Source organism: Actinomyces bovis, from assembly GCF_900444995.1.
Lineage (GTDB): Bacteria > Actinomycetota > Actinomycetes > Actinomycetales > Actinomycetaceae > Actinomyces > Actinomyces bovis.
Genome location: NZ_UAPQ01000008.1, coordinates 79,327 through 104,658, shown reverse-complemented (window position 1 = coordinate 104,658; position 25,332 = coordinate 79,327). Strand labels below are relative to the sequence as shown.

Sequence of the window (25,332 nt, the reverse complement as noted above, 5' to 3'; positions counted from 1 at the left end):
TTTTGGCAGCTAATCGCGTCAGCCGGAAGTTGAGAAAGGCCCGAGAGCCCAAACGAAGATGCCGGGCACCACAGCAGTCCTGCTGCGGCGCCCGGCATCAGCGCTTAAATCAGGCCTTGGAGCCTACGCCCACGAAGGACAGACCCGTCAGCGCGATCGGCTTGAAGCCATCGAGCGTCTGGGAGTTGTAGGCGGTCGGCGTCTTGCGGTGGAAGATCGGGTAGAGCGGGACCTCCTCGGAGAGCAGGTCGAAGATCTCCTGCCACTTGGCGATCTGGGCGTCACCCTCAAGCTTGATGGCCTCCGCCAGCATGTCCTGCACCTTGGTGTGAGACTCGGAGCCCTTCCAGTGCATGCGAGTGTCGGTCCAGGTGTCACCGGCGTACCACCAGCGCATGAGCAGGTCGGCGTCGTTTCCGAAGACCGAGGGGTCACCGGGAGCAATGACGACGTCCCACTTGCCCTGGTTGCTGTCGATGAAGGAGTAGACGTCAGCAGACTTCTTCTCCTCGTAGTTGACGGTCACGCCAAGAGCCGCCAGGTTTTCCTTGATGATCGGGCGGACCTGACCGAACCAGCCGTGGTTGGAGCACAGCAGGTTGATCTCGGTGATGCCAGCCTCGGCGATGAGAGACTTGGCCTTCTCAACGTCCTGGCTGTAAACGACCTTGGCCTCCTTGTAGGCCGGGTGCTTTTCGTGCACGAAGGACTTGGCGGGAAGCGCCAGGGTACCCATGCCGGTCTCGCAGATCTTCTTGTAGTCCAGGGCGTACATGACGGCCTGACGAGCCTTCGGGTTGGAGAAGGTCGAGCTGTTGAACATCGCGAAGAGCAGCGAGAAGCCGGGCTCAGCCGCAACCTTTACCGGGTCCTTAGCCATGGTGGTCAGGTTGGCCACCGGCACGGCGTCGATGGCCTGGACGGTGCCAGAAGTCATCGCGTTGGTGCGGGTGGTGTCATCCGGCAGGACCTGCCAGGTCATGGTCTTGACCTTGGCGGGCTGAGGGCCGTTGTAGTTGTCGTTGCGCTCGAAGACGACCTTCTGAGAGCCTGCGCCATTGTCGGTCATCTTGTAGGGGCCGGTGCCGATGGGCATGAGGTCGAAGGCCTTAGCGTCAGCCTCAACCTTGGCCTTGGGGACGATCTTGACGACGCTGATGCGCTCGGCCACCAGGGAGTAGGGGAACTTAGTCTTGATGGTGAGGGTCTTGTCGTCCTTCTTCTCGACCTTGTCTAGGAAGGCGATGAACTGGGCGTACAGGGACTTGTTGGCCGGGTCCACCACGCGCTCGAAGGAGAAGACAACGTCCTCGATGGTGACGGGGGTGCCGTCAGAGAACTTAGCGTTGTCACGCAGGGTGACCTCGTAGGTGGTGTCGTCAATCTTCTGAGGCTTTTCCTTGCCGAGGGCGGCGTAGCAGTCGCGGGTGGCAGGGTGCAGCTCGGTGAGGCCTTCCATGGTGTGCCAGTTGGCAGCAACCGTGAGCGCGGCAGAGGTGGTCATCGGGTCATAACCGTTGGTGCCGAGCTCGTAGGAGATGCCAGCGGTGATAGAACCGTCGGTGGCCGCTACAGCTCCCCCGTTGGTAGCCTTCTTCTTGGAGTCACCTCCACCACAAGCACCAAGGGTCGCGGCAAGACCGGCAGCAAGACCGATAGTGCCCGAGAGCTTGAAGAAGTCGCGGCGGGTACCCGCGAGATTCGTGATCGCCATTGATTCTCTCCTGAAGTCGGACGTCTTATGTCTGACGTTGGTAGGATGACTGTAGCAGCACATCCAAGCCCGCGTGCAACAAATGTGATGCAGGTTCTGATCGAGTTCAGATGCGAGCCGCAACACACTTTACGCCAACCGTTCACGAAGGAGACGGACAATGACGTCCATCCCAGTCACCACCGAGGCCCTAACTGGCCTGACCACCCTCCCCACCACGCAGTCCTCCACGGCCATGGCCGCCATCAAGGACTACATCATCAAGGAGAACCTGGGCCCAGGCGATCCCCTACCCACAGAGTCACAGCTTTGCACCAAACTCGGCGTATCCCGCTCCTCCGTGCGGGAGGCGGTGCGCACGCTCGTGGCTCTGGACATCGTGGATGTGCGGCATGGACACGGCATGTTCGTGGGGCAGGTTTCTATGCGCCCCATGGTCGAGTCCTTGGTGTTCCGCGGGCGCCTCAACCCCGGAGATGACTTCCAAGCCCTGCGAGATGTGGTCCAGGTGCGCGAATTACTGGACCACGCGCTAGCCCCGGAGGTGGTGGCAGCTTGGAAAGGGCGCGAGGAACCAGTCCTAGACCAGGTGGTCGCAGAGATGACTAGCCTGGCAGCCACTGGAAGCTTGTTCACGGAGCAGGATCGGACCTTCCACTCCATGCTGCTGGCCCCCTTGGAGAACCACCTGTTCCGCAACCTAACTGATGCCTTCTGGTCAGTGCACACTCTGACCGTTCCCCTGCTGGGAGCCTCTACTCCAGAGAACATCAACCGCACGGCGCTAGCCCACGCCCAGATGCTGGCCGCCGCCCGCGCCGGAGACCTGGACGCTTACCGCGCGGCAGTGCACGAGCACTACCTCCCCTTGAAGCAGGTGCTGGCACAGGGCTGATCGACTGGCCCCCCTGGGACCCCGGGTGCCGCTGCCTAGCTCAGGGCTGCGAAGGTGCCTGCGGCGCGCACCCGCTCAAGGTTGAGTTGTGGGTCCTGTGGCTCGAGCAGGCGCTCAAGCCAGGACAGGCGCGCATGCTCCAAGCCCTCCCGAAGCCAGGTGGTGTTGACCTGCTCCATGGCGTGGGTGCCTCCGGGCCAAACGTGTAGTTCACAGTCCCCGCCGTCGCGCCAAAGCGCCGAGGCGAAGGCCACTACCTCATCCCGGAAGGTCTCCGCGCTTGCCACGGTGAGGAAGAGGGGCGGCAGGTCGGCTAAAGCGCCAGGAATATCTGCGGCTCTCCCGGCGACGTCGTAGATTCCGACATCCTCGCCGCCGCGCCTACCGGGTAGGACCTGCTCCCAGGCCCAGTTGTTCCAGTTCGCGGGCCACAGCCCGTCATGTGGGTACTGCCTGGCAGAGCTTGGTGCTGGTACGCCATCGGCTCCGGGTAGGCCAGTGCGGTCGTCCAACATCGGGTAGTCAAGCAGGCATCCCAGCAGCTTTGGCCCGGATTGGTCCCGGCTAGCCAGGGCCAGACTCGCCCCCAGTCCACCTCCCGCGCTCGCTCCCGCCACTATGACGCGGCCCGGGTCCGCACCGAGATCCTCGGCGTGCTGTACCGCCCACCGCAAGGCAAGCAGGCAGTCATCACTGGCCGCAGGCGCCGGGTGTTCTGGGGCCAGCCGGTACTCGGGGCTCACCACCACTCCACCGAAACGCTCGGCCCAAGCTAGAGGTGCAGCCAAGTCGTTGTAGCGACAGCCGAGGATCCGACCGCCGCTGTGCAATGACAGGAACAGAGGCCCGCACCCTTCCAGCTCCGCGGTCAAGTCCTTGGAGGTTGGGTGCCCTACTGTCAGCACCATTTCACTGCCGTCGGGACGCCTGACGGCGTGCTCCTCTAGCTGCGCCTCTGGACACCTGGCCATCAGCCGTTCACGTACCTCTGGCGCGGGGCTACGCAGAGTCGAGAAGGTGGAGCTTGTCAGGGGCAGCAGAGCGCCAACTGCATCCAACTGTTCCAGCACCAGCTGGGTGGCAGGGTCATAGGGAGGACGAGGCAAAGGGGAAGTCACAATCCAAGCCTACGCGCCGCTTATAGCCCCGTCAGGCGCCAACCTGACGGGGCCTAGCGGCAGGCTCAACGGGTATAGCCGAGCCAGGCACCAGTTGTGCTGAAAAGTGATCCCCGGCCACCGATCCAGGTGGTCCCAGTAGCCATGGCGCCACTCGGGTGCAGGTAGTACCAGGCACCCCGATCAATGATCCAACCGGTGGCCATTGCACCGGAAGCTTGCAGGTAATACCAAGTGCCCTGATCGTTGAGCCAGCCGGTGTCCATAACCCCCTTACCGTCCAGGTAGAACCAGTTACCACCCGCATTAATCCATTTACTCCGGACGGCATTGGCACTGTTCTGGAAGAAGTACCAGGAACCAGCGTAAGCTACCCAGCCGTTTTGACGCTCTTTCTTGCCGTCTCTATACGCAGCCACTCCAGAAGCACCGTAGCCACCGCTGCGGATCTTTAATTCATTGCCCAGGTTAGGGGTTTGCATGCCTTTGGGAGTGAAGGTCACTACGTAGGCGGGCCATCCTGCAGCAGCCACCTCAGCAGCTGGGTACCAGCGCGTACCCAGACGGTTTAGCGTATCGATGGCCTGGTCGAACATGTAACTGTATTTGCCGGTCTGGAAGGCATATTTGGGGCGCAGGATCTCCAGGTAACCACGGCTGTTTGACGTATAGGTCCCGTGGTGACCAAGTTTGAGGAAGTCAACTTGCCCGATCAGCGGCGCAATCTTGTCTTCGTCACCGTCAGTGTTCTCAATGTCTGACGACAGGAAGGCGCTCCTCCCGAAGGCGGTCACCTTCGCACCCCAGGCGCTTAGGTTGGCGTCTCCGATGGCCGCGTGGTATTTGTAATCCTCTTCATAGTTGACCAGTTCAATGTGCATAGCACCAAAATCAAAAGACGGCGATGCCGTATGCGGACGCTCCGGCGTCGGCACCACTGGCGCTCCGGGCACTAGGTGCTGAATGAGTGCCGCACCATACTCATTTTCTGCAGCTTTGGCGGCTGCGATCATCTTGTCGTAAACGTACCGGTTGTCCCACAGGCGGTTCGAGTCGGAGATCCAGTTGTCATTGTATTCTGGAGTGTAGATGCGCTTGGGTTTGAAATGTTTGATGATCTTGGCTGCCAGACCGGTGTGGTCCGAGTGGGCGTGGGTGCCAAGATAGAACTCCACGTTGCTGGAGTTCACGCCGAGCTTCCTTAGATAGGGCCAGAGAAGAGTTATCGGCGTGAGTGTGGTGCTTAAGGTCGGGGTGATTGTGGTCTGGTGGGTTAACTCGGTGTGGTGCTTGACGTCCGCGAGTAGATGCGCAGGCCGTGAGAACACGGTCCCCGCGGGCCAGGCTGTGCCCGATCTGCCAGACCCCGATGAAGAAGTCCGGCCGTACCGCCGCCGGCGCCCAGCGGTGGAAGTGCACCGCCTGGCGTGCCTCGAGCACCGCACCCAGACCACAGGCCCCGCCCGTACGGGCCTACGGCCGGGCAGGTGGAGGACTTGCACGACGTTCCTGGCGTGGGCGACCGGCAAGGACAGCCAGGCCGACCTGGCCCACGGCAACGACAGGGCGTTTTGCCGCCGGATCGCCTGGTGCTGGGCCGTTGAGGTCCCCAAGGCGCCAGCCACCGGCGAGGTGCACTCCCAGGTGTTCATCGACGGGGTGTGGCTGGCCCACAAGTGGGTGCTCCTGGTTGCCCGCAGTCAGACAGGAGTGATCGGCTGGCAGTGGGCCGCCAGCGAGAGCGCCGCCGCCTACACGGCCCTGCTGGCCCCCATCGCCCCACCCGACCTGGTAACCACCGACGGCGCCTCAGGGGCCCTCAAGGCCATCAGAGCCACCTGGCCCGACACCCCCGTCCAGCGCTGCCTGATCCACATACGCCAAGACACCGTGCGCGACCTGACCCTGCACCCGCAGACCACCCCCGGCAAGGCCCTGCTCGGCCTGTCCCGCAAGCTGCTCAAGGTCTCCACCCCCGAACAAGCAGCCCAGTGGCTGGTGAAGCGCCCCAGGTTTTGTTCCGCTTCTTTTAGTGGGTGGTCACCGGTGTTGGTGTCCGGCGTTGATTGTAGGTGTGGATGACCTCTTCGGGCGTCTGGTAGCCCAGTGCCTGATGGAGGCGAGCGGTGTTCCACCAGTGCACCCACGACAAGGTCGCAAATTCCACCTCGGCCAGGGATTCCCACTGCCCGGTGTAGATGAGCTCGGTCTTGTACAAGCCGTTGACGGTCTCGGCGAGCGCATTGTCGTAGGAATCCCCCACGGTCCCCGTCGACGCCTTGATCCCCAGGCCCGTGAGCGTGTCGTTGTAGACAATCGAGACGTACTGGGAGCCGTGGTCACTGTGATGCACGAGCCCTTCCAGGTTGCCCCGAGCCTGCGCGATCGCTTGATCGAGAGCTTCGAGCGGTAACGCTTCGGTCTTCATGGACGAGCGTGTCGACCAGCCGACGATCTTGCGGGAGAACACGTCGGTGACGAAGGCCGTGTACACGAACCCGACCTTCGTTCGAACGTAGGTCATGTCGGCGACCCACAGTTGGTTGGGCCGATCAGCCGTGAACTGGCGTTCGACCAGATCTGGGCGCGTGTCTGCCTGCCTGCCCTTGCGGGTGGTGATGGGGGTCCGGCCTCTGCGAACACCACAAATCCCCGCCGTCCGCATGAGCCGGGCGACCTGCTCGCGTCCGACACTCCAACCGGAGCGTTTGAGGGCATGCCACATCTTGCGCACCTCATACACCCTGTAGTTCGCCTCGAAAATCGTGGCGATCTCCCCGATGAGGACGGCATCATTGAGCGAGCGTACCGACGGGGGCCGAGTTTTCGCCGCCCGGTAGCCCCGCGAGGACACGAACCCGCCGGCGCGTTCACGGTTCAACGTCTGACAGATGAACTCGACAGAAAAACGATCACGATAAGCGTCGATGAAGGCGATCATTTCCGACGTTGGGGGTCGAGTTCCGATGCGAAAAAAGCCGACGCCAACTTCAAGATCTCATTCGTGCGCCGCAGCTGCGCGTTCTCCTTGCGCAGCCGGCGAATCTCTTCACTCTCCGACGTTGACACTCCCGGGCGCGTTCCAGAATCCACTCGGGATTGGACCACCCAGCGCCGAAGAGATTCCCTCGATGTCCCCAGCTTCATCGCGGTATCAGCGATCACGCTCGTCTCAGACGCTCCAGGATCATCCCGAAGACGATCCTCCACAAGGCGCACAGCCCGATCCTGAAACTCTCTCGGATAGTTCCTTGGCATGCGAAATCCTCTCACAACAACCGCGGAACAAAACCTGGGGCGCTTCACTGGTGACCCTCAACGACTACGCCACCCCCAGTACAAGGACTGGCTGGCCGAGCGCACCACCGCCGCCCAGGACCCCCAAACCGCCGCCCGCACCCCCCGCACGTGGTGGTTACACCCACCCCCGGGCACGCCGCGCCTACCGACGCCTGGAACACCTGGCCCGCCAGGGCCAGCTGTTCGCCTACCTCACCGACCCCTCCGGCCGGCCCCGCCCCGCTGGAACGCACCACCAACCCCGTGGAGTCCGTCAACGCCCAGGTCCGCGACCAGCTACGCCACCACCACCGACCACCAGGCCGCCATCGCCGAGTGGACCCTGCACACCTACACCCAAGCCCCCGCCACACCAGCCGCCCTCCTAGCCCACTGGACCGCACAGGACCGCCCCCAACGCACCCGCACACCCAAGCCCACAACCAGCCACCCCAACACCCACCCCGCCGGACCAGGCACCACCCCCACACCCGAAGAAAGCCTATGGGCACGCAAAGGCTGGGCAGGACGAACCAGCTAGCACCACACGACACGCCGACCTAAAACACCACGTTCACGCCAATAACCCGAGTTCGCCACCCAAGGCAAGGTCGAATAGGTCCAGGTGGGCAACCCCGGATACCTTTAGCGACTGTCGCCGCCGGACATCATCAGGCGGGACACCTATTGGGTTTGGGATTACTGAGCCTCTTCTGCGGAACTCGCGTCGTCATGGTCTTCATGCGAGGTCAACAGCCCGTTCTCATCGGGGGCCATCACACGACTTATCCACATGGTGTTTCGCTGTTCTTCCGGCAAAGACTGGCGCGCGTTCCAGGCGCCGTAGGCGAAGTCTCTGCGTCCCAGCCGGATCGCCGACTCTACCACGAACTGGCGACAACGGCGGAAGACGTCGTCGGAAAGGTCGGGACCGGGACGCCAACGGAAATGTGCTTGCCCACCTAACGCTATCATGACCCTCGGCGTATATGCCAAGAAGAACGTGTACTCTTGGACGTCTATCCCCAGAACGAGAATTCTCACCCAACTATCCAAGTTCTCCAACCACTCGAATGCCTTCTCTCCGACCTTCCCGCCATTATCTCGGATATCGAAAACTGAAGGAAGAAAGCTCGGCTTGGTCGTGATGGGGGGCCGTCCCGGGTAGTAGCTCTTGCTTTGCTGATACCCCTGCACCAGCGTCTCGAAGCCGAGGCGCAGGTACTGAAAAGCAAGCATGCGATCTTCGACTGCGCCAGAGCTGCAGTCATCTGCTCGGTGTATGTACTCGCGCACATTGGGATCACGCACAAAGCCGAGCAGCGACACTTCGGCGAACGGGGTGCTGAGCCCTTGCTCGGCTGCGTCAGCGAGGAAGTTGAGCCCGTTCGCGATGTGTCTGTCGATCGTCTGCTTGTTGCTTTGATTACCGTGGTGTTTGAAACCAACACGGGAGTTGTTCAAAGCAATCATGGCACTGCGATGGCCGGACAGGTCACCGCCCTGAGTTTTCATACGATCGCTGACGGTGTCAAACAGCTTCGCGAAGTCCTTGCTCGGAGTGGCCACTTGATGGGCCTCCGCAATAAGGCTCAGCATAGACTCGACTGCATCGTGGATGGTCGAGATGCTTACCGCATTGAGCGGCTCCGGCTCCTTCGCTTGGTTCTCTGCAAGATCAGACTGGTATCTAATGATGCTCAGCCACTCGACGTGTTCCCTCTTCAATTCCATGTGTACCCTCTCCCTTACGACCATACTACTAAACAACGGGAGTGCGAAGACCGCAGAGAAAACCCTCTGGAGGCGAAAAAACAGGGGCGGTGCTGATTCTCGGTCGAGTTTAACACTGTCCCCAGGGTGCACGCGTTAAATTCCTTGAGTGATAGCGAAATACTCCCGGTTTTTCCGCAGCCGAACACCATAGAGGACCGAACGCTGCACCCATCCGCGAGCGCACATAGGCCGCTATGGACTGTGTTTAGCCCGGGGCGATTTACCAAAAGGCAAACTGACCCACGCCCATATTCCCAACTTATCCCCCGCCAAGGAACAAAGAGGACATTTACGCAGGTCAGGGGCGTTCTGTGGAGCCCAGGGGGCGCGTGTCGAACTCATTCCTGCTCGCGACCGCGTGTTGCTCGTTCAGGGAAGGCTCTCGTGTCCACCATCCAATCGATCGACATCAAGAATCATCACTTCTCGGATTGCGTGCAACGCCGTGAAGGACGCGCCCAGGACCGCCCGCTCAAAGTGCGCCCCGAAGCGGCTATCACGGACCGAGAGCCGTGATGGGGACGACACAGACGCCGTCGGGACGCCGGTAGCTGAAGCGGCCTCCTGTCACCACTATGAGCGCAGCCGCCTCGCCATGTCTCTCGCGATCGATCTTGCCGGCCATCCGCAGTAGTGAAGCCGCAGCAGCATCTGCCGCAGACTCTCCCAGCTTTACCTCGATCCCGGCCCATCTTCCGTCCGGGAGCTCGAGCACCGCATCGACTTCGTGCCCTGTCTGGGAATCGCGCCAGGAGGCCAGCGCTGCACCTAAGGACTGGCCGTAGACTCGCAGGTCGCGCATGACCAGAGACTCGAAATGCAAGCCCGCAGCATTGAGGTCCTGACGCAGCTGCCGAGTCCCGACCCCCAAGGCCGCCGTCCCCAGCGAGGGGTCGACAAAGTGGTGGACGGCGGATGCGCGCAGCCGAGTCCGAGAACGCATATGAGGACGCCAGGCCGGAACGGGCTCGATGAGCATGAGGCGCTCTAACGCATCCATGTAGTTCGCGAGGGTTTCCGACGCGATCGGCCCCCTGGCCCCGCCGACGTCCTTCGCGAGTGACGTCAGATTCAGCGGAGTCGCTGCAGACCGTCCAAGGGCGGCCAGCAGTCGTGTGATGTTGCCGGGGTTTCGCCGGGGGCCCAGTCCCGGAACATCCACCTCGGCGAGCGTTCGCAGATAGTCGCTCAGCCACAATGACGCCTCTCGCTCGCCGACATCGAGCAGGTCCGGCCACCCGCCGACCACGATCCGCTCCAACAGTCCATCGATGCTCAGGCCAGAACTCGCGCCGATGGGATCAGCCCCGTCCAGGAGACGTTGCAAGCTGACCTCACCCGTGGAATGCCCGGTCTCGAACAAGGTCATCGGCCGCATGCGCAAGCGCGCAATCCGTCCCGCACCCGAGTGGACCCGCGCATCATCGCGCGGACGAGAGGAGCCGGTGAGGACGTAGAGACCTCTCCCGTCATGGTCGTCGACAGCGCGACGCACAAGATTCCACAGACGCGGGGTCTCCTGCCACTCATCGAAGACGATCGGGGCCGGGGAGGAGAACAGCTGCTCGGGCGCCACCTCGAGGGCTGCGCGAGCCGCCTCATCGACATCCATCCTGAACACCGAGGCTGCGACCTCAACAGCAGTGCGCGTCTTCCCGACCGCCTTGGGACCGTCGATGAGCACAGCCCCAATCGCCGCCATCCGCCGGTTCAGCTCGCCGTCCACCACTCGAGGTCGATAATCAGTCATACATGAAGTCTACAGTTCGTCATTCTTCAAATCGAAGTTTCGTCATTCCAGCCAGAGGCAGATACCGCACCCCACACTCAACCAGGCTGCCAGTCCTACACGACCAGCAACTCGAGCAGGTCTTCCAAACCGCCCTCGCCAAACTCATCCAGCGGCGGGACCTGATCGACTGGGACCTGCTCCACACCACCCTCTGCAACACCACCGAGCTGGAGGCTCAGGCGGTGCAGGAGCGCGCCGCGATCGACGTGATCGCCCGGATGATGGAAGACGCGATCGCCGACAACACCACCCGGGTCCAGGACCAGCACGCCTACCAGCAGCACTTCGCCCAGCTCGAAACCCAACACCAGCAAGCCGTCGACCAGCTCGCAGGCACCGGGATGGAGATCACCCACCGCCAACGACTCCACGCCGACCTGACCAACTACCGCAGCGCCCTCACGAGGCTGGAGTCGGCTGGCGAGTTCAACCCCGCCACCTACCACGTCCTCTGCCAAAACATCGAAATCACCCCCGACGGACAGACCACCGTCGTGTTCAAAGACGGGACGAGGATCAGCGTCGAGGACTGACACACACAACGGAAAATGTCGTGCAAATCCTCGGGGAGTGTCCTCCGCCCCCCGTACACGCCAAGTCCGCCCCTGAATCTCAATTCATCAGGGGCGGGCTGGCATCGTCAAAGATGCTCCTCGAAGGTGTCGCTAGCTAGGCCAGCGGCATGTATGCCTCGGTCACCAGCTCGTCAGCGGACACCTCCTCAGGCGTGTTCAGGTACAGGTTGAAGGCACGCGAAGCGAGCGTCCCATCGCGCAACAGACGTAGCCCCCAAGCTGCCAGCCACTCACTCATGCAGTCATAGGCCTGCGAAATCCGCTCATATGGCCCAACAACACGCGCAACCAAGCACTCACGCTCAGGCAACTCGTGGATCACCAACGGAGCCACCGCGGTCGTCCCCGGGGCGACAGGAATGAAGATCTCCTCATCGACGTCATGCTCTGTGAACTCGTCATGATGCTCAATGACGCCATAGGGGCCAATCGGCGTGATCTGCTGGCGAGTCACCTCGGGCATCATGCGCTGCCAGAGCAGGTGCTCGTCGGCATAGGCGGGGATGATGTCGCGCAGGGCGACGATGGTCATGGCGGGGACGACGCGGCGGTCGATGGAAATGGACATGCTGGATTCTCCTTGAATAAGTCGGGTGATGAGCGCCAGCCGAGACTGGGCCGCGCGCGATTCATCGACCAGCGAGTCGCGCTGGAGCTCCAACGCAGCAAGCCAAGCCGGAGTACCACGGGCAGCGAGCAGAGCCGAGATTGCAGAGACGCCAAACCCAACATCGCGAAGGTTGCGAATATCAGCCGCATCTCGCAACTGGTGCGGGGCGTAGCGGCGATACCCAGTCCATGGATCGACATCGGCGGGCACTAGGACGCCGTGCGCGTCGTAGTGACGAAGCATGCGTACCGACAGTCGGGTCAGTGAGCTGAACTCCCCGATCGACATCAGGTTGGTGGTCTCGGTCATGCATCCAGCATGACCTCTCACACGATGTCAGAGTCAAGAACTCGGCGACACAGCAGCTCTCGCGCGCATCGAAACGCTATGACTAGGTGTTTTGCCCCGAAATCGCGAACTCTCACTCGCAGGGCCCAAAATGGCACAAGAACACAACAACGTGCCTGCTGGCGCGTGAGTATATCAACGCCAGCAGGCACTTAGTGGACTCAAAGGGGAAGCAATCGAACTTGACGGCTTCCCCTTCAGCAAAAGGGTCTTCCGTCTCCCCGTTCAGCACCTCCATAGGAACCTCGCGATTGTCCTCCGAGTACCAAGACGTCACCACGAGCCTGTCTTCATGCAGGTAGATTTTGTCGACAAAGTATTCCAGAACGGAATCCCTCACTTCTGGATTGTCGAAGTCTGCATGAAGGAACCTAGCGAAGTACGCTTTTATCGAGTGCTCGTCCTCGAAGAGCGACTGCCTGACCGTCTCAGCCTCTATGGCGTCGTTCAGGGCATCCTTGCGCTCCTGAAGCTCTGCCATGCGCCTCTGCGTGGCCTCGTTGAATATTCCCGCCTCTATCGCCTTGACGAAGTTGGCAAGCCCTTTCTCAACGTCCCTGCGCTGCTGCTCAAGACTGGAGAGATACTCGGTGCTCTTGTAATTATCCTCATAATACTTTGCCGCGTCAACGGCGATGGATGCGAGATTCTCGCTGTCGTCCAGCAGCCCTTTGAGAACGCCCGTGACGGCGTCCTCTATCCACTCCTTGCGCACGGGTCTCTTCGTGCACCTCTTCGCCCTCTGCTCCTTGCAGTAGTAGTAATAGTGCTTGGCTCCCGTCTTGCTCGTGCCAGAGACTCCCTGCATGGAGCCTCCGCACTCGCCGCAATAGAGCTTGCCCGTAAGCCAGTAGCGCGGCGCATCCTGCGCCTGTGCGCTCGCCTTTCTCCTTGAGCCGTTGCGCTTGTTCTCGGCAAGCCTCCTCTGCGCCCTGTCGAACAGCTCCTCGTCTACAATCTGGGGCATGCCGCCCTCGACGGTGACGCCGCCGTGGCGATACTCGCCGATATATGCCCTGTTCTTGAGCAGCTTGTTCATGGTCTTGACGCCAAAGAGCGCACCGCGCATCGTCCGAAGCCCTTTAGCGTTGAAATCGTCGCAAATGGACTGCATCGCCTCTCCGTCGGCATAGCGCGTGAACATGTCCAGCACGAAAGGGGCAACAGAGTCATCCACCACGTAGTGCTTCTCATCGTCCACGCCGTATCCCCACACCTTGTGTCCGTTGTAGAGGGCGTGCTCCGCGTTGTAGGTCATGCCGCGCCTGATGTTCTGCGACAGCTGCCTTGAGTAGAACTCTGCCATGCCCTCCATCATCGTCTCCATGAGGACCGACTCCGGCGAGTCGTCGGGTGTAGGCTCCGCGATGAGGCAGACGCGGCAGCCAGCGTCTCGAATCCTGCGCTTGGCGTCCGCTAGCTCGTAGCGGTCACGCCCCAGCCTGTCCGTCTTCCACAGGATGAGGACGGCTGGCCTTATCGTGCCCACCTCGGAGAGCATGAGCTGGTACTGAGGACGGTCGCTCGTCGTTCCTGACATGGCGGCATCCTCGTACTCCTTGACTATGTGGTATCCGTGCGCCTCGGCGAACGCCTGCGCCTGCTCCCTCTGCTGGTCGATGGAGGCCTCGTTCTGGCTGTGCGACGAGAATCGGTAGTAGGCTATGGCGAGGTTGTTGTCGTTCGGCTTAAACTTCTTCTGCCTTGTCATCCCTCCACACCGTAGCCTATTACTCCCGTCTCGACTTCGGTAATCACGTCATCGGGTATGTCATCAACGGCGATTCGACAAACCTCATTAAGACGAGGATTATAGATGCCCAGATACTTGATACCTTGGAATTCTGGATGAATTGAATGAAGCCCCATGCGCCAGTACATGAGCAGCTGAAGCGTATGCTCCTTCTTCATGGGCATCTTTGACACCTTGAAATCCCAGAGAGTATCCGAAGTCGTGAAATCACCGTCTCCCGTACTTACGGTATCCGTATATCCACCCTCGAATGTAAATCCATCGAGTATTTTGGGACCATAGACCTCAAGGAAATGGAGCGAGCGTTCGACCATCGTTCTTACGTTCTGAATTGTCGACTTATCAGGATTGATTTCATCAACTGGTTTATAGCCCATGATTCCGGCACGGAAACAGACGTCGAATCCTGACAACTTCAAAGCATTCGTGAGGGAAGCATCGTCAAGGCCCTTAATGCCCGCCATCATCTTCAAAGCCTTAGTGCCTTCTCCTACGAGTTGCGCTCCCATCATCGAAATCTTGAAAGCATCTTCTGCAGACGCTCCCGACATGAAGCGAGTCATATAATCAACCGCCAAGCCCATTAGGCTTGCATGGACATTCTCCTCTGGATTCAATGCCTCTGCGCCATCGCCTAAAGACTCGGGTTTGAACTCCTTTGGCTTGATATAACCGCCCCTTGGCTGTTTTACTTGCTTAATACGTTGTGTTACAGAACATCCCATAATTAGTCCTCCTGATTTTTGTTATCTGTTCTAACGCCTGTATGATTGTCCACATACTCCTTCGCCGCAAGGCGCAGGAACGCAGACAGAGAGAGGCCGTACTTCTCGGCACAGCCCCTGAGTTCATCACGCTCACTGTCCGTGAGCGATATGGACACGGACACGCGCTTCTCTTTCTTGTTGCCATCTTCCATCGGAACCGCCAGACATAAATCGCTCATATACATAAGTTTATTGTGCCATGGAATGACTCTGTATGCAATAAATCTTATGTAAGTCTTAGTAATACTGGCTCTCGTCATCGTACTTGTGCTCATCGGCCTCTAACAGGTCGCCAAACCGCAGAGAGATATCGCGTGCACGGTTCTTGACGCTATCCCGCTTCTTCTGGAGCGCCTGCCATGTCTTCTCGCAGTTTGCATAGAATTTCGGGTACCTCTCCTTGACCTTGTCGATGACGAATTCGGCAAAGCCTGAGGGTGCAGAATCGACCTCCTGTGCGTCTTTCATCAACTCATCGACCTGTTTTGCCCTGTCGGCAATCAGACGCGCCCTGCGGTCGTTCTCGGCCTTCTGACGGGCAATCTCGTCCTCTCGTGCTATCAGGTCATCGGCCCACCTTTTGGCATTCGCGATGATTTGACCGTCGTCGTATATATTAGGAGTCCCCATGGCGTTCCTGAGTGCGTATGTCACCTCGAACACATCATGCTTCTTCCTGTCGGCGTCCTCGATGTCCTTCTTGGCTTTTTTCCTTTTCGGCTCAAGCTCTGCCAGTTCATTCTCTGCGTCCGCGACTCGCTCCTGCACGTCCTCAAGGTCGCCTATCATCTCGTTAACCTCAGCGTTAAGCCGCTCCTTCTCGCGCTCCATATAATCCTGAAGTCCTTCAAGATGGTCGTACTTGTCTTCCACTTCCTCGTGCAGCCTTTCGTTCTCACTCTCAAGAGCGTGCCTCAGCGCATTCGCTTTCTCAGCTTCCTTCATGGCTGCATACTCGTTCGCCGACAGACCGTGACGCTTCGTCTGCTTATTCTGGATGTGCTCCTCCTTGTATGCCCTCTTCTCGTCGTCGGTCATGTCTTTGACCGCCTCGGGGTCATACGCCTTCAGCTCGTCAACAGGCCAGCCCTTCTCCTGCATCTTCTTCGGATAGTCGCGGTTGAGCTTGGCGAACGTCTTCAGGTTCACGACGCGTGAGCCTGCCAGCTTTCCGTCCTTGTCGTATGCCATCGAGATGATGTGCTCGTGAGGCGCTCCCTCGTCGTGGTGGCGTTCCCTCATGCGCACGTCCTTATCCTTCACGACGCCAAGCTCGCACAACACGTCGTATGAGTCAGAGAAGAACCTCTCCTGCTCCTCTGGAGTCTGAGAATTTATCCACTCGCCGTCGGGCTTGACGATAAGCGCTATCGCCACGGCCGCATCTGACCTCAGGCCTCGCCCGAGGTACGACGTCTTCTTGTACTCCGTCTCGTAATCTGCGACCTCTTCCTCTATCGCCTGCGTAGCATCCCAGCCCTTCGAGTAGGGTCCGAGATGGAGGTTGAGGTCGCTTCTCGTCGGGTCGAGATTCTTCGTCTTCGACGCTCTCTCCTCTCCCGCCTCCATGGCTATCGCCCTGAGGCTACCAGCGTGCTTTCCGCTCGCGGCACCTCTCTTCAATTTCAACATCGGCATGCCGACCTTGATTCCCATTTTCGACACCTCCTTCGTCGTTTGTCTCTCATGATTTTTCGGCAGGGGCATTCCCTTCGTGGTAGCCCCGCCGTGTAGGACTTACTCGCACTCATACCGAGACATTGTCGTAGTCAAGTGCGAGTATCTGCCCTCCGACTTATCTAGCGATAAGTCTCCTGGCCAAGAGGGCGCTGCGCCCCTCTTAACTCCCCGCTGGACTCGTATGTTGTCTCGCCACCTTCCGTGCCTGAGAACGCATACCCGTCAGTGTCGGTCGCACCCGAAACTTCAGGACAAGCGACAGGCGCATCCTTCCAGTTTTCGAGGTACTCCCGAAGCATCGAGGCATCGTCCGGCACGTCGGGGAACATGTCCCTGAGTGCCTTCCCGAGCCTCTCATCGGCTCTTCGCTGCGCCATGGTCTTTGCCTTGCGCACCTCGTTCGCTTTTTCTTGGAGCTTCTTCAGCTCCGCATCGAAATCTCTCATATCGCCACCTCATCTTTCCAATCAATCGTCATTTCGATTCACAATCCCAAGCGACGCCCTCACGGCCTCGTAGCCGCTCCCGAGGTCGGCAGGTGTCGTGCTGTGGGCACGGCAGTACTCGAAGACCTTCGTGCGGTAGAATCCGCGCTGTCTTCCGCCAAACCCTATGTATCCGCTTGTGTCGTCAAAGCGTTGCGCCTTCTTATAGACCCTCAGGTCAGGGCACCACTTCTCACAATTCGTCTTGAGCACGTCGCCGCTCGCAGTCTTGTCCCGCATCCACTCGCCGTCAGCGCAAGCAAGCTCCGCTATGCGAGCAATGAACGCCTTACGGCTCATCTGCATCCGCATTCCCTTGTGCTCCGATTCCAACCATGAGTCGTAGCACATGGACAGATAATCGTTAGGCACGAAATCCGATGGAATGGCATCCTTGATGTCCTCCCAGAACTCAGCAACCGTATCGTTGCCCAGCACCCACTCTCGCTTGAGCTGGACGGCCTCCTCAGGCTCTGGAAGCTCGTAATACTTGTCCCACTTCACGAGCGATTGATAGGCCATGTACTCGCAGAACTCGCGAGACACCACCCACTCGGAGCGGATTGTCTTGTCGTCTGCCTTGCCAATGAACTGACCCGTGAACGGAACGTAGATGTTCCTGTCCAGCCACGCGTCGCCCTTGTCCCTCGTCTTGGGGATATCGTTAGCCGCACAGACAATGAGTGCGTGCGGCGTGTAGTCGAACACGCCCTTGTTCTTTCGCTCTACGCCTATGGCGTCGTGCGAGATGATGGACTTCAGACGTGAGTTGTCCTTCAGATACGCACCTGTATCGGAATCCTCGCACGTGATGAGCGAGACACCGACGATGTTGGACACGCCGAAGCGTCCACCATCGCCACCGCCTGCAAGCAGGGCTAGGCTCGATGTCATGCAGCCGTCGTAGCCAACCAGTGCCTTCAGGTGGTCAAGGAACGTGGACTTGCCGTTGTGCCCTGTCTTGTTGTAGACGGTCACCATGACACGCCAGTTGTGGTAACTGCGAAGTGCAGCCCCTGCCACCTTGACCAGAAGGTCACGTCCGCCCTCATACGGCACGTAGGAGTCCAGCAGCTGCCAGAAGTCAATCACGGTGCCGTCTGGCATCGTATGCGTGGGCACAGGCGGTTCTGTGGCAGGAATGGCAGTATCACTCTTCCTAAGAGCCACAAACTCAGGGTCAAAATCAAGCAGGAGACCATTTCTGTAGTCCCAGATGCCGTTTGCCATGAAGACAAGGTCTGGGTCATCGCACTCGCAAACGCGGTTCTCGCGACGTGACGCCATGTCATGCAGCTTCTGGACGAAGTTCTTCTTCCAGTTGCCGTTCACAGCGCCTGCTATCTCGTGGCACCATGCGTCTATCTGCCCATCGCCAATCTCATGGTAGATGCCCTCTGACCAGCCGTACATGGCGAACACGCCCTCTGACGTCTCCTTCTCGATAGTCTCCCTCGTGCACACCATGCGGATGCGCTCGCACGCGAACACGAGCTCTGCCGCCTGCACAGGGTCGATGCTCTTGACGAGTGCCCAGTTGCGGATGCTGCGTCCGTATCTCTTGCCCGGTTCGGGGTTGTCCGGCGCCTCGTTCATGCGAACCCACTTGATGAGGTCGTTTGTGGTCTTGACCACGTCCTCGGAAAGCTCCGACAGGCTCTTTCCTGCGCGTGCACGCAGGGCACAGGTCACTGCGTCGTGCAGTGCCTTGTGATAGTTCTCGCCACCATAGAGATAGGCGGGATTGTAGACATCTCCTTGATTGCCAGACGGACAGCCACGACCCATCCTCCAGTCCGCATCCGTAGACGCATCTGGCGCTTGATATACGGGCGAAATCGTGTTATTATTCACATATATGGATGAGGCAGTTCCCTTTGCTGGCATGGCGCGGGAGCTGTCTTTTTTTATGCAGCTCATGAAATATCACCTCCTCGACTCTTCGGCATTACAGCCTTGTAATGCTCGTCAATCCACGTGCTCAGGTCTTCTGCCTTGTAGAAGACCGCACGGTGGAATTTGTAGAACACAGGCCCCTTATGCTGTGCTCTCCACGTGCGAAGCGTGGCAGGGGCTACGCCCAGCCTGTCAGCCGCCTCATACGTGTTCAGAAAATCCTTCTTGCTATTCTTCGCTTCCATGTCTCATACCTCCTGATTCAACTTCTCGAACAAACAAAAAGCTCCTGCCAAAACCAGAAGCGGACACAACAAAAAAGTCATGTCTATCTCTGGTTTTGGCAGGAGCTTCGTTCGTCGTTATTTCACCTGCGACGCTCGGCGGTATTCCACCTTGCGCTCGACTCTTATTCCCGGCAGTAACCCCGCATCAAAGACGGGACGGGTGCTGAGCCTTTGTTTATCTATTTCAATAATACTCTGTAAACAAACAGAACGCAAGACAAATATTCGCATTCCAGCAGGTCAGAGACTTATTCCACTCATATATGAACGGAAACAAGCAAAAAATATTTTTCACGACTTCTGGCGGGATAGCCAGAAGAGCACAACAGCGACAGCTGGGGGCTGACCAGATGTGTGACCAGATTAAAATATCGTTCTGGTCAGCTTTATTGAGAGCTATACGCTCGTTTATAAGGGGAATTTTTCAATTCTGACCAGATGACCACATGACCAGATAAAAACCGACTTTTTTTATTACGTATATATACCTTCTTCAAATTTTTATAAAAAAGTAGAGAATAATGTGGTCATCTGGTCAGACGTGTTTTTTATCCTCATAAATCACCCGAAACGGCTGACCAGAACCTGACCAGAACGTCTTTCTTTGCTGGTCAAGTGGTCAGCTAATACGTTTGTTTATAAGGATTCGCGTGTTTTTGTCACGTTTCGCGCGTCGTATGACAGTGTGCATTTCGGACGCTGACGCGTCCTCAATGCAAGATAGGACGACCTTACGGCCGCCGGATTCAAATAAACGACAGATTGAGACGGGGCACGTGAAAAGAACATGCAGACCTAACCATGCCGCCCTTCCTCTGTGCCCTGTCTATTTTCTGGAGGACAACGGAGGCGCGAAGCGCCGTAGTTGTCCGACCAAACTAGAATGTCGCGGACGGCGCCAGCCGTCCCGACCCACATCGCCAGGTCAATCCTGCGGCTCAAATAGCCGTTTTAAGGCGCAAAAAGACCTTGGACGAGGATTTCCCCATCCAAGGTCTTAAAGTCGCTCTACGGGCTTCCTAGAGCGTCTTTCGCAGTCAATAATCGTCCGCGAATCTATATACAAGCGCCAACTCATTCCTCACGAAATAGAGTTCAACGCTTCCTCTTTTGGTGGAGATGGGGGGAATCGAACCCCCGTCCGACGGTGATGCAACAGGACTTCTCCGGGTGCAGTTCGCTAATAGTTTTCTCAGCCCCGGCGTCTCACGCGAACAAGGACGCCGACGGACTCAGTCACCTAAATGTTCCAAGGTCCCCGGTGACGCAGGACCTCAGCAGTGGCTCCCTAGATGACGCCAGGACCCGGGGCGGAAGCAATCCCCGGGCTGACGGACTTCGGAGCTCGCTCAGGCGGCGAGGGCGAAGTCGGTGCGAGTGTTATCGGCACCTATTGGTTTGCACAGAGCGTTGACGAGATGACTGTGCATCCTCGACCCGCTTCTCCTGAACCCATGACCGTCGTCGAAACCGATCATCCCCTGTGTAGTTATCACCGGCGCCACAACGCCGACCAGAAGTTTAGCAGCCACACCGCCCCACCAGCAGCGGGCTGTCTCACAGCTCAGCCCTGGCGCCGGTTCACCGCCGCCATCGCACGCTGAGCCTCACGGTTATCCTGAGCCTCCCGCAGAGCCTGCCGCTTGTCCCAATCCTGCTTGCCTCGAGCCAACGCGATCTCCAACTTGGCGCGCCCACCCAAGAAGTAGAGCTCCAGCGGCACCACGGTGTAGCCCTTGGCTTGAACCCGGGTGGCCAACTTGGTCAGCTCTGTACGGTGCAGCAGCAGCTTGCGTTTGCGCCGGGGAGTGTGGTTATTCCAGGTGCCTTGCAGATACTCGGGAATATGGGCTCCCTGCAGCCAGGCCTCACCGTAGCGATCAAACTCGATCCAGGCTTCCGTCAAGGAGGCCCGGCCCATGCGCAATGCCTTCACCTCAGTGCCGGTGAGCACCAGACCAGCTTCAAAGCGGTCTTCAATGAAGTAGTCGTGGCTGGCCTTCTTGTTGCGGGCAATCGTCTTGTGAGCGTCAGAGGCGGCCTTAGCCTTCTCCCCCGCCGTCGGCTTCTTGGACGGCATCGGTTTCTTGGCAGCCATGATTCTCCCCTCTCAGACGGTTGCTGGCGTGAGCGTCGAGCGGCGCCGACCGCATCGGTGACGAGGTCGGCGCCAGCTCAAGCGCGGTGTCTCAGCCTACGCGGTCCAGGGCAGCTTGCCTATTGCCCTGACTGCGCGCCTCAGAAGCCAGGCAGACTCATCGGGTCCACAAAGGATCCGTTGATACGAACCGAGAAGTGCACGTGTGGTCCGGTGACTCCCCCGGTCGAGCCGGTAAGACCAATCTGCGCCCCTTGGGAAACCTGTTGCCCAGCTGACACTGAGAAGGCAGACAGGTGGCAGTACTTGAGGATCACGGAGTTGCCATCCACGACCCCATTGATGAACACAGCGTTGCCGCAAGAGTCATCCCAGCTGGTAGTCACCGAGCCAGAAATAGCGGCGTACTGGGGCACACCGGTTCCTGCTGCCAGGTCCACGCCGTCGTGCAGGCGGTAGTAACCCAGGATCGGGTGCAGGCGCATACCAAAAGGCGAGGTTACGATCAGGGGCCCGGAGATCGGGTGCGCGATAGACCCTCCACCCAGGTTATTGGCCGCGTTGCCGCCGCCTCCGCCTGAACCTCCGCCGGAGCTGCCGCCACCCTGCTGCTGAATTGCCTTGCGGTTTTCCTCTTCCAGGCGGGCGATGGTGGCGTTGGCGTTAGCCTCGTCCTGCTTGGCTTTGGTCTGCTGAGACTCGAGGGTCTTCTTCTGCTCTTCGAAGGTGTTGACGGCGCTCTGCTTGGTGGCCTTGAGGGTGGCTACCTCATCGCGTTTGGTCTTGGCAGTGTCTTTGGCCTCCGAGGCTGCCTTCTTGGCAGCGTCAGCTTCCGTCTTAAGTGTGGTCACGCGCGTGGCGACGGCGTCCTGCCGGGCCTTGCGGTTAGCGGTCTTGGAGCGCTCGTTCTCCGCCTGCGTGAGGACATCCTGTTCAACGCCGGCAGCAATCTCAATCGAGGCTGCCCGCGTGGTCAGGTCGCCAACGGATTCTGAGGAGAGCACAAAGCTCCAGGAGTTCAGCGAGTTGTCCCCCTGATAGGTGGCTACCACCAGGTCAGCGATCGCGGTCTGGTTTTCCGAGAGGTGTTGGTTGGCAGCGTCACTCTGAGAATTGAGTGTCTGCTGCTCGGCCTTAGCGACGTCGAGCCGGTCAGAAGCTGTCTTCTGCTCCCGCTCCTTTTGCGCCAAAGTGGTCTCGGCTTTGCTCAGCTCAGTTTCTGCTGTCTGAAGGCTGGTGGTGGCGTTCTGCAGGTCAAGGTAAGCCTGACCGAGTTCCTTGGAGACACCTTCTAGCGAGGAGGTCAGCTCGGCCTGGCGCCGCTGAGCGTCAGATCGGTTGGCCTCGGCGTCCGAGCGCTCATCTGCTGCCGCCGTGAGATGCACGCCCAGTAGCCCGAGCTCTCCGCCCCCAACCGGGATCAGGGCGAAAGTTATTACAGCTACTGCGGCCAGTCCCATACGGGCCCGGCGCGCTAAGCGTTTTCTCTTTACTTGGGTTGTGCTCACAGGGATCACACCTTCGTGTACTTGGACAAGGACATCACCGAAGAGAAGGTGGCTAGGACGATTGCTGCGATCAGCAGCCAGGGAGCCAACCTGACGACGTCGGCCGCGGAAATAAAGGCGGTGGTGAAGGAGATCGAGTCCGCCAACCAGCGGTCCACGATGTAGTGCACGCCAAGCCACAGGGCGCCAATCGCGCCGACTGCACCAACCAGTGCGGCGATAACACCCTCGAGCACGAAGGGCATCTGCACGAAGAGGTTCGAGGCGCCAACCATGCGCATGATCCGCACCTCTTTGGAGCGGCTCAAGGCCGACAGGCGGATGGTGGTGGAGATCAGTAGCACCGCAGCAACTGCCATGAGCCCAGCTAGTCCGGCGGTGATCCAAGAGGCGCGATTGATGACCAGTACCAGTGGCTCTAGGGTCTCGCGCATATCTACTACACGATCCACTCCCTCACGGCCAGAGAACTGCTCCGCTACCGCCTGGTATTTCTCAACATCCACCAACTTGATGCGGAAGGACATTGGCATCATGTCTTCCGTGGCATTGCGGCCGATCTTGTGATCGCCGTATGCCTTCATGAAGTTCTTGTAGGCCTCGGCCTTGGACTCGATCTGGTATGAGGCCACATAGGGCTTGAGGGCATCTGATTTTAGGAGTGACTCGGTGGCGTCGAGCTGCTCCTGGGTGGCCTCGCCCTGCGCGCAGCGGGGGTTGCCGGAGCGGCTCGGGCACATGAATACCGACACCTCAACCTTGTCGTACCACTCGCCCTTCATGACGCCGATCTGCTGCTGCAGCAAGGCTGAGGACCCCACGAACAGGAGGGATACGAATGCCACGAGGATGACGGAGACAGTCATCGACAGGTTGCGGGCCAGGCCTTTGCTGGCCTCGGTGATCATTCGACGCAGGCGCATCTGCTTCCTTCCTCAGAGGTTCGAGCCGAAGACGCCGTGCTGCTGGTCGCGCACAACCTCTCCTGCTTTCAGCTCGATGACGCGCTTGCGCATCTGGTCAACAATGTCGACGTCGTGGGTGGCCATGACGACTGTGGTGCCTTGCCGGTTGATCCGATCTAACACGCGCATGATGCCCACGGAGGTGGAGGGGTCCAAGTTGCCGGTGGGCTCATCAGCCATGAGGATCTTGGGGCGGTTGACCATGGCGCGGGCAATGCCGACGCGCTGCTGCTCACCACCGGAGAGCTCGTGCGGGAAGCGCCGTTCCTTGCCGCCTAAGCCCACAAGGTCCAGGGCCTCAGGCACTGCCGTGTTGATGAAGTGGCGGGATTTGCCGATCACTTCTGGCACCAGAGCCACGTTCTCCTCGACGGTCTTGTTCTCCAACAGCTCGAAGTTCTGGAAGACGAAGCCCATCTCTCGCCGCAGCTGGGGCACCCGCCAGGAGGAGACCTGGGCTAGGTCCCGGCCTAGGACGTGCACGGTGCCGGAGGTGGGGCGCTCTGTGCGTAGCACTAGGTTCAGGAAGGTGGACTTGCCAGATCCGGACGCCCCGACGAGGAACACAAACTCCCCGCGCTCGATCTCAAGGCTTACATCGTCGAGGGCCGGGCGGGCTCCTCGTTTGTAGACCTTGGATACGTGGTCGAATCGGATCATTTGCTACTCGCTCCCGGTGACGGATCCACACGGATATTTCTCAGACCTACGCCACGGTACGCAGCCAAGCTGTGTGAAATCGTTTAAGACACGCTCTTTCTGGATGCATTCCAGTGACACTCTGAGTCACTACATGTCACAAGTTGCTCACGATTGTTACGTGCCAGAAACGACCTAACCTCAGCCCGAGACCCCCTGACGAGCGGCAGACTCCTACGCAATGACTGGCACGACAATAGGTGACCACCCCACAGAAAAGCCGAGCTTTCATGCAATTCCTAACGAACTGCTAGCAATTACGCAACCACGGGGCCACGATGGGATAACTTCCACAACGCGGCCCGCCCTCAGATTCCCAGGGATTGCGGGCCGCGCGCAGCAGCTCAGGCAAGCGCCCCCTCGAGTTCATCTACAGGCAGCTCCCAGCTTGAGTCTGGGAGCTCGCTGGAAACCTGAGAATCTGCATCAAGACGGTTAACTGACTCTAGGCACTCCCCTACCAAGGGCACGCTGACTGGTTCCCCAGGCTCAGTCTGTAGCTGCGCTTCTGCCCGCTCGCGGTCGGCTGGCTGCCCGGTGTCGGTCAGCTGCTCAGATGTAGCCTGCTCGTGGCCCTGGGCGGTTGTTTCCCCCTCCCCCGGTTCCGTGCGGCTACTGCGCACGAGCCGCCCAAAGCGACTCTCTCCGCGTGACAGATCGTGGCCAGCACTGCTCAGGTTGATGACGTTGCTGAACCCAGCTCCACGGTCACCATTCCAGGTTTCCTGAGAGAAGCGCCCGGTCATGAGCACCGGGTCACCCTTGGCCAGAGAAAAGCTCAGGTTCTCAGCCAAGGCGCCCCAGGCCTTAGCGGTGAACCAGATGGTTGGCTCATCAATCCAAGTTGCGCCCTCGCGGTGACTTGGCGTCACCGCCACGCGAAAGCGGCAGAAGGGATTGCCGGTGGTGCGGCTCAGGACCGGGCTAGTTCCCACAATGCCCTGGAGGGTCAGGTCGATTTGGCGGCTCATATTGGTGCTCCTTCTGGCCGACCTAGGCAACGGTGGTGGCCGACCACCACCAGGGTTCACCACCACTGCCCCCCGCCTCACCGTTAGCACACCTAGCAGGCCGCCATCACTGCATG

Annotated in this window: 23 protein-coding genes and 1 other RNA gene; 4 read left to right on the top strand and 20 right to left on the bottom strand. The window is 59.4% G+C overall.

Annotated elements, in window-relative coordinates; translation table 11 throughout:
* Positions 1–109: 109 nt before the first annotated feature.
* Positions 110–1,714 (bottom strand): ABC transporter substrate-binding protein, encoded by a 1,605-nt coding sequence (locus tag DR039_RS07460; protein ID WP_111836767.1) that lies wholly within the window; start codon positions 1,712–1,714, stop codon positions 110–112.
* A 160-nt stretch (positions 1,715–1,874) separates the two neighbouring features.
* On the opposite strand from DR039_RS07460, the gene DR039_RS07455 reads away from it, so the two are divergent.
* Entirely contained in the window at positions 1,875–2,609 is a 735-nt protein-coding gene (locus DR039_RS07455; protein WP_229116878.1) for a FadR/GntR family transcriptional regulator, read from the top strand.
* Between the two features lie 35 nt (positions 2,610–2,644).
* On the opposite strand, the gene DR039_RS07450 is transcribed toward DR039_RS07455, so the two are convergent.
* Complete coding sequence (locus DR039_RS07450) at positions 2,645–3,727, bottom strand: alpha/beta hydrolase fold domain-containing protein (protein ID WP_229116877.1); 1,083 nt, start codon at positions 3,725–3,727, stop codon at positions 2,645–2,647.
* A gap of 65 nt (positions 3,728–3,792) precedes the next feature.
* The gene (locus DR039_RS07445; protein ID WP_267489831.1) at positions 3,793–5,055 is read right to left on the bottom strand and encodes a ComEC/Rec2 family competence protein; all 1,263 of its coding nucleotides are present in this window, start codon (positions 5,053–5,055) and stop codon (positions 3,793–3,795) included.
* Here DR039_RS07445 and DR039_RS07440 point away from each other — a divergent pair.
* Positions 4,958–5,809 (top strand): transposase, encoded by an 852-nt coding sequence (locus DR039_RS07440; protein ID WP_170166874.1) that lies wholly within the window; start codon positions 4,958–4,960, stop codon positions 5,807–5,809. The genes DR039_RS07445 and DR039_RS07440 overlap by 98 nt on opposite strands.
* Here DR039_RS07440 and DR039_RS07435 read toward each other — a convergent pair.
* Positions 5,757–6,985, bottom strand: a protein-coding gene (locus DR039_RS07435) for an IS3 family transposase (protein ID WP_111836765.1) whose coding sequence is annotated in 2 segments (ribosomal slippage) — positions 5,757–6,694 and positions 6,694–6,985 — 1,230 coding nt in all. Because the reading frame shifts where the segments join, the coding sequence is not laid out codon by codon here. The two genes, DR039_RS07440 and DR039_RS07435, sit on opposite strands and share 53 nt — an antisense overlap.
* On the opposite strand from DR039_RS07435, the gene DR039_RS11665 reads away from it, so the two are divergent.
* On the top strand, positions 6,984–7,547 hold the full coding sequence (locus DR039_RS11665) for a hypothetical protein (RefSeq protein WP_126622226.1): 564 nt from the start codon (positions 6,984–6,986) through the stop codon (positions 7,545–7,547). The two genes, DR039_RS07435 and DR039_RS11665, sit on opposite strands and share 2 nt — an antisense overlap.
* 158 nt (positions 7,548–7,705) lie before the next feature.
* Here the strand turns inward: DR039_RS11665 and DR039_RS07430 are convergent, their stop codons facing one another.
* Positions 7,706–8,740 carry a hypothetical protein gene (locus DR039_RS07430; RefSeq protein WP_126622224.1) on the bottom strand — a complete coding sequence of 345 codons (1,035 nt, stop codon included), beginning with the start codon at positions 8,738–8,740 and terminating at the stop codon, positions 7,706–7,708.
* Between the two features lie 538 nt (positions 8,741–9,278).
* On the bottom strand, positions 9,279–10,532 hold the full coding sequence (locus DR039_RS07425) for an ATP-binding protein (RefSeq protein ID WP_111836763.1): 1,254 nt from the start codon (positions 10,530–10,532) through the stop codon (positions 9,279–9,281).
* Positions 10,533–10,534: 2 nt separating this feature from the next.
* Here DR039_RS07425 and DR039_RS07420 point away from each other — a divergent pair, with 2 nt between their 5' ends.
* Entirely contained in the window at positions 10,535–11,107 is a 573-nt protein-coding gene (locus DR039_RS07420; protein ID WP_111836762.1) for a hypothetical protein, read from the top strand.
* A gap of 136 nt (positions 11,108–11,243) precedes the next feature.
* On the opposite strand, the gene DR039_RS07415 is transcribed toward DR039_RS07420, so the two are convergent.
* From DR039_RS07415 to DR039_RS07350, 14 genes are all read right to left on the bottom strand, one after another.
* Positions 11,244–12,068 (bottom strand): MerR family transcriptional regulator, encoded by an 825-nt coding sequence (locus DR039_RS07415; RefSeq protein WP_111836761.1) that lies wholly within the window; start codon positions 12,066–12,068, stop codon positions 11,244–11,246.
* Between the two features lie 112 nt (positions 12,069–12,180).
* Entirely contained in the window at positions 12,181–13,818 is a 1,638-nt protein-coding gene (locus tag DR039_RS07410; RefSeq protein ID WP_111836760.1) for a recombinase family protein, read from the bottom strand.
* Positions 13,815–14,585: a hypothetical protein gene (locus DR039_RS07405; protein ID WP_111836759.1), complete on the bottom strand. Its 771-nt coding sequence runs from the start codon at positions 14,583–14,585 to the stop codon at positions 13,815–13,817. The genes DR039_RS07410 and DR039_RS07405 overlap by 4 nt, the downstream gene beginning before the upstream one ends.
* Before the next feature lie 2 nt (positions 14,586–14,587).
* Positions 14,588–14,806, bottom strand: a complete 219-nt coding sequence (locus DR039_RS07400) for a plasmid mobilization protein (RefSeq protein WP_126622222.1) — start codon at positions 14,804–14,806, stop codon at positions 14,588–14,590.
* A 58-nt stretch (positions 14,807–14,864) separates the two neighbouring features.
* Positions 14,865–16,283: a plasmid recombination protein gene (locus DR039_RS07395; protein WP_170166873.1), complete on the bottom strand. Its 1,419-nt coding sequence runs from the start codon at positions 16,281–16,283 to the stop codon at positions 14,865–14,867.
* A gap of 143 nt (positions 16,284–16,426) precedes the next feature.
* Complete coding sequence (locus tag DR039_RS07390; protein ID WP_111836756.1) at positions 16,427–16,753, bottom strand: hypothetical protein; 327 nt, start codon at positions 16,751–16,753, stop codon at positions 16,427–16,429.
* Between the two features lie 21 nt (positions 16,754–16,774).
* A complete protein-coding gene (locus DR039_RS07385; RefSeq protein ID WP_111836755.1) occupies positions 16,775–18,712 on the bottom strand; it encodes a phage/plasmid primase, P4 family in 1,938 nt (645 codons plus the stop codon).
* The gene (locus tag DR039_RS07380; RefSeq protein ID WP_111836754.1) at positions 18,709–18,933 is read right to left on the bottom strand and encodes a helix-turn-helix transcriptional regulator; all 225 of its coding nucleotides are present in this window, start codon (positions 18,931–18,933) and stop codon (positions 18,709–18,711) included. The genes DR039_RS07385 and DR039_RS07380 overlap by 4 nt, the downstream gene beginning before the upstream one ends.
* Before the next feature lie 1,153 nt (positions 18,934–20,086).
* Positions 20,087–20,457: a transfer-messenger RNA gene (gene ssrA / locus DR039_RS07375) on the bottom strand.
* Between the two features lie 82 nt (positions 20,458–20,539).
* On the bottom strand, positions 20,540–21,073 hold the full coding sequence (smpB, locus tag DR039_RS07370; protein WP_111836753.1) for an SsrA-binding protein SmpB: 534 nt from the start codon (positions 21,071–21,073) through the stop codon (positions 20,540–20,542).
* A 140-nt stretch (positions 21,074–21,213) separates the two neighbouring features.
* The gene (locus DR039_RS07365; RefSeq protein WP_229116876.1) at positions 21,214–22,581 is read right to left on the bottom strand and encodes a M23 family metallopeptidase; all 1,368 of its coding nucleotides are present in this window, start codon (positions 22,579–22,581) and stop codon (positions 21,214–21,216) included.
* A 5-nt stretch (positions 22,582–22,586) separates the two neighbouring features.
* Positions 22,587–23,504, bottom strand: a complete 918-nt coding sequence (gene ftsX / locus DR039_RS07360) for a permease-like cell division protein FtsX (RefSeq protein ID WP_111836751.1) — start codon at positions 23,502–23,504, stop codon at positions 22,587–22,589.
* 12 nt (positions 23,505–23,516) lie between these two features.
* On the bottom strand, positions 23,517–24,206 hold the full coding sequence (ftsE, locus tag DR039_RS07355) for a cell division ATP-binding protein FtsE (protein WP_111836750.1): 690 nt from the start codon (positions 24,204–24,206) through the stop codon (positions 23,517–23,519).
* A 383-nt stretch (positions 24,207–24,589) separates the two neighbouring features.
* Positions 24,590–25,216 carry a single-stranded DNA-binding protein gene (locus DR039_RS07350; RefSeq protein WP_111836749.1) on the bottom strand — a complete coding sequence of 209 codons (627 nt, stop codon included), beginning with the start codon at positions 25,214–25,216 and terminating at the stop codon, positions 24,590–24,592.
* Positions 25,217–25,332: the final 116 nt, after the last annotated feature.

Excerpts from the sequence above, each read along its gene's own strand:
- DR039_RS11665 (WP_126622226.1), top strand. The coding sequence starts at position 6,984 with ATGCGAAATCCTCTCACAACAACCGCGGAACAAAACCTGGGGCGCTTC.
- DR039_RS07380 (WP_111836754.1), bottom strand. The coding sequence starts at position 18,933 with ATGGAAGCGAAGAATAGCAAGAAGGATTTTCTGAACACGTATGAGGCG.
- DR039_RS07430 (WP_126622224.1), bottom strand. The coding sequence starts at position 8,740 with ATGGAATTGAAGAGGGAACACGTCGAGTGGCTGAGCATCATTAGATAC.
- DR039_RS07405 (WP_111836759.1), bottom strand. The coding sequence starts at position 14,585 with ATGGGATGTTCTGTAACACAACGTATTAAGCAAGTAAAACAGCCAAGG.
- DR039_RS07420 (WP_111836762.1), top strand. The coding sequence starts at position 10,535 with ATGAAGTCTACAGTTCGTCATTCTTCAAATCGAAGTTTCGTCATTCCA.
- DR039_RS07400 (WP_126622222.1), bottom strand. The coding sequence starts at position 14,806 with ATGAGCGATTTATGTCTGGCGGTTCCGATGGAAGATGGCAACAAGAAA.
- DR039_RS07410 (WP_111836760.1), bottom strand. The coding sequence starts at position 13,818 with ATGACAAGGCAGAAGAAGTTTAAGCCGAACGACAACAACCTCGCCATA.
- DR039_RS07455 (WP_229116878.1), top strand. The coding sequence starts at position 1,875 with ATGACGTCCATCCCAGTCACCACCGAGGCCCTAACTGGCCTGACCACC.
- DR039_RS07415 (WP_111836761.1), bottom strand. The coding sequence starts at position 12,068 with ATGACCGAGACCACCAACCTGATGTCGATCGGGGAGTTCAGCTCACTG.
- ftsE (WP_111836750.1), bottom strand. The coding sequence starts at position 24,206 with ATGATCCGATTCGACCACGTATCCAAGGTCTACAAACGAGGAGCCCGC.
- DR039_RS07425 (WP_111836763.1), bottom strand. The coding sequence starts at position 10,532 with ATGACTGATTATCGACCTCGAGTGGTGGACGGCGAGCTGAACCGGCGG.
- DR039_RS07385 (WP_111836755.1), bottom strand. The coding sequence starts at position 18,712 with ATGAGCTGCATAAAAAAAGACAGCTCCCGCGCCATGCCAGCAAAGGGA.
- DR039_RS07395 (WP_170166873.1), bottom strand. The coding sequence starts at position 16,283 with ATGGGAATCAAGGTCGGCATGCCGATGTTGAAATTGAAGAGAGGTGCC.
- DR039_RS07390 (WP_111836756.1), bottom strand. The coding sequence starts at position 16,753 with ATGAGAGATTTCGATGCGGAGCTGAAGAAGCTCCAAGAAAAAGCGAAC.
- ftsX (WP_111836751.1), bottom strand. The coding sequence starts at position 23,504 with ATGCGCCTGCGTCGAATGATCACCGAGGCCAGCAAAGGCCTGGCCCGC.
- DR039_RS07460 (WP_111836767.1), bottom strand. The coding sequence starts at position 1,714 with ATGGCGATCACGAATCTCGCGGGTACCCGCCGCGACTTCTTCAAGCTC.
- smpB (WP_111836753.1), bottom strand. The coding sequence starts at position 21,073 with ATGGCTGCCAAGAAACCGATGCCGTCCAAGAAGCCGACGGCGGGGGAG.
- DR039_RS07350 (WP_111836749.1), bottom strand. The coding sequence starts at position 25,216 with ATGAGCCGCCAAATCGACCTGACCCTCCAGGGCATTGTGGGAACTAGC.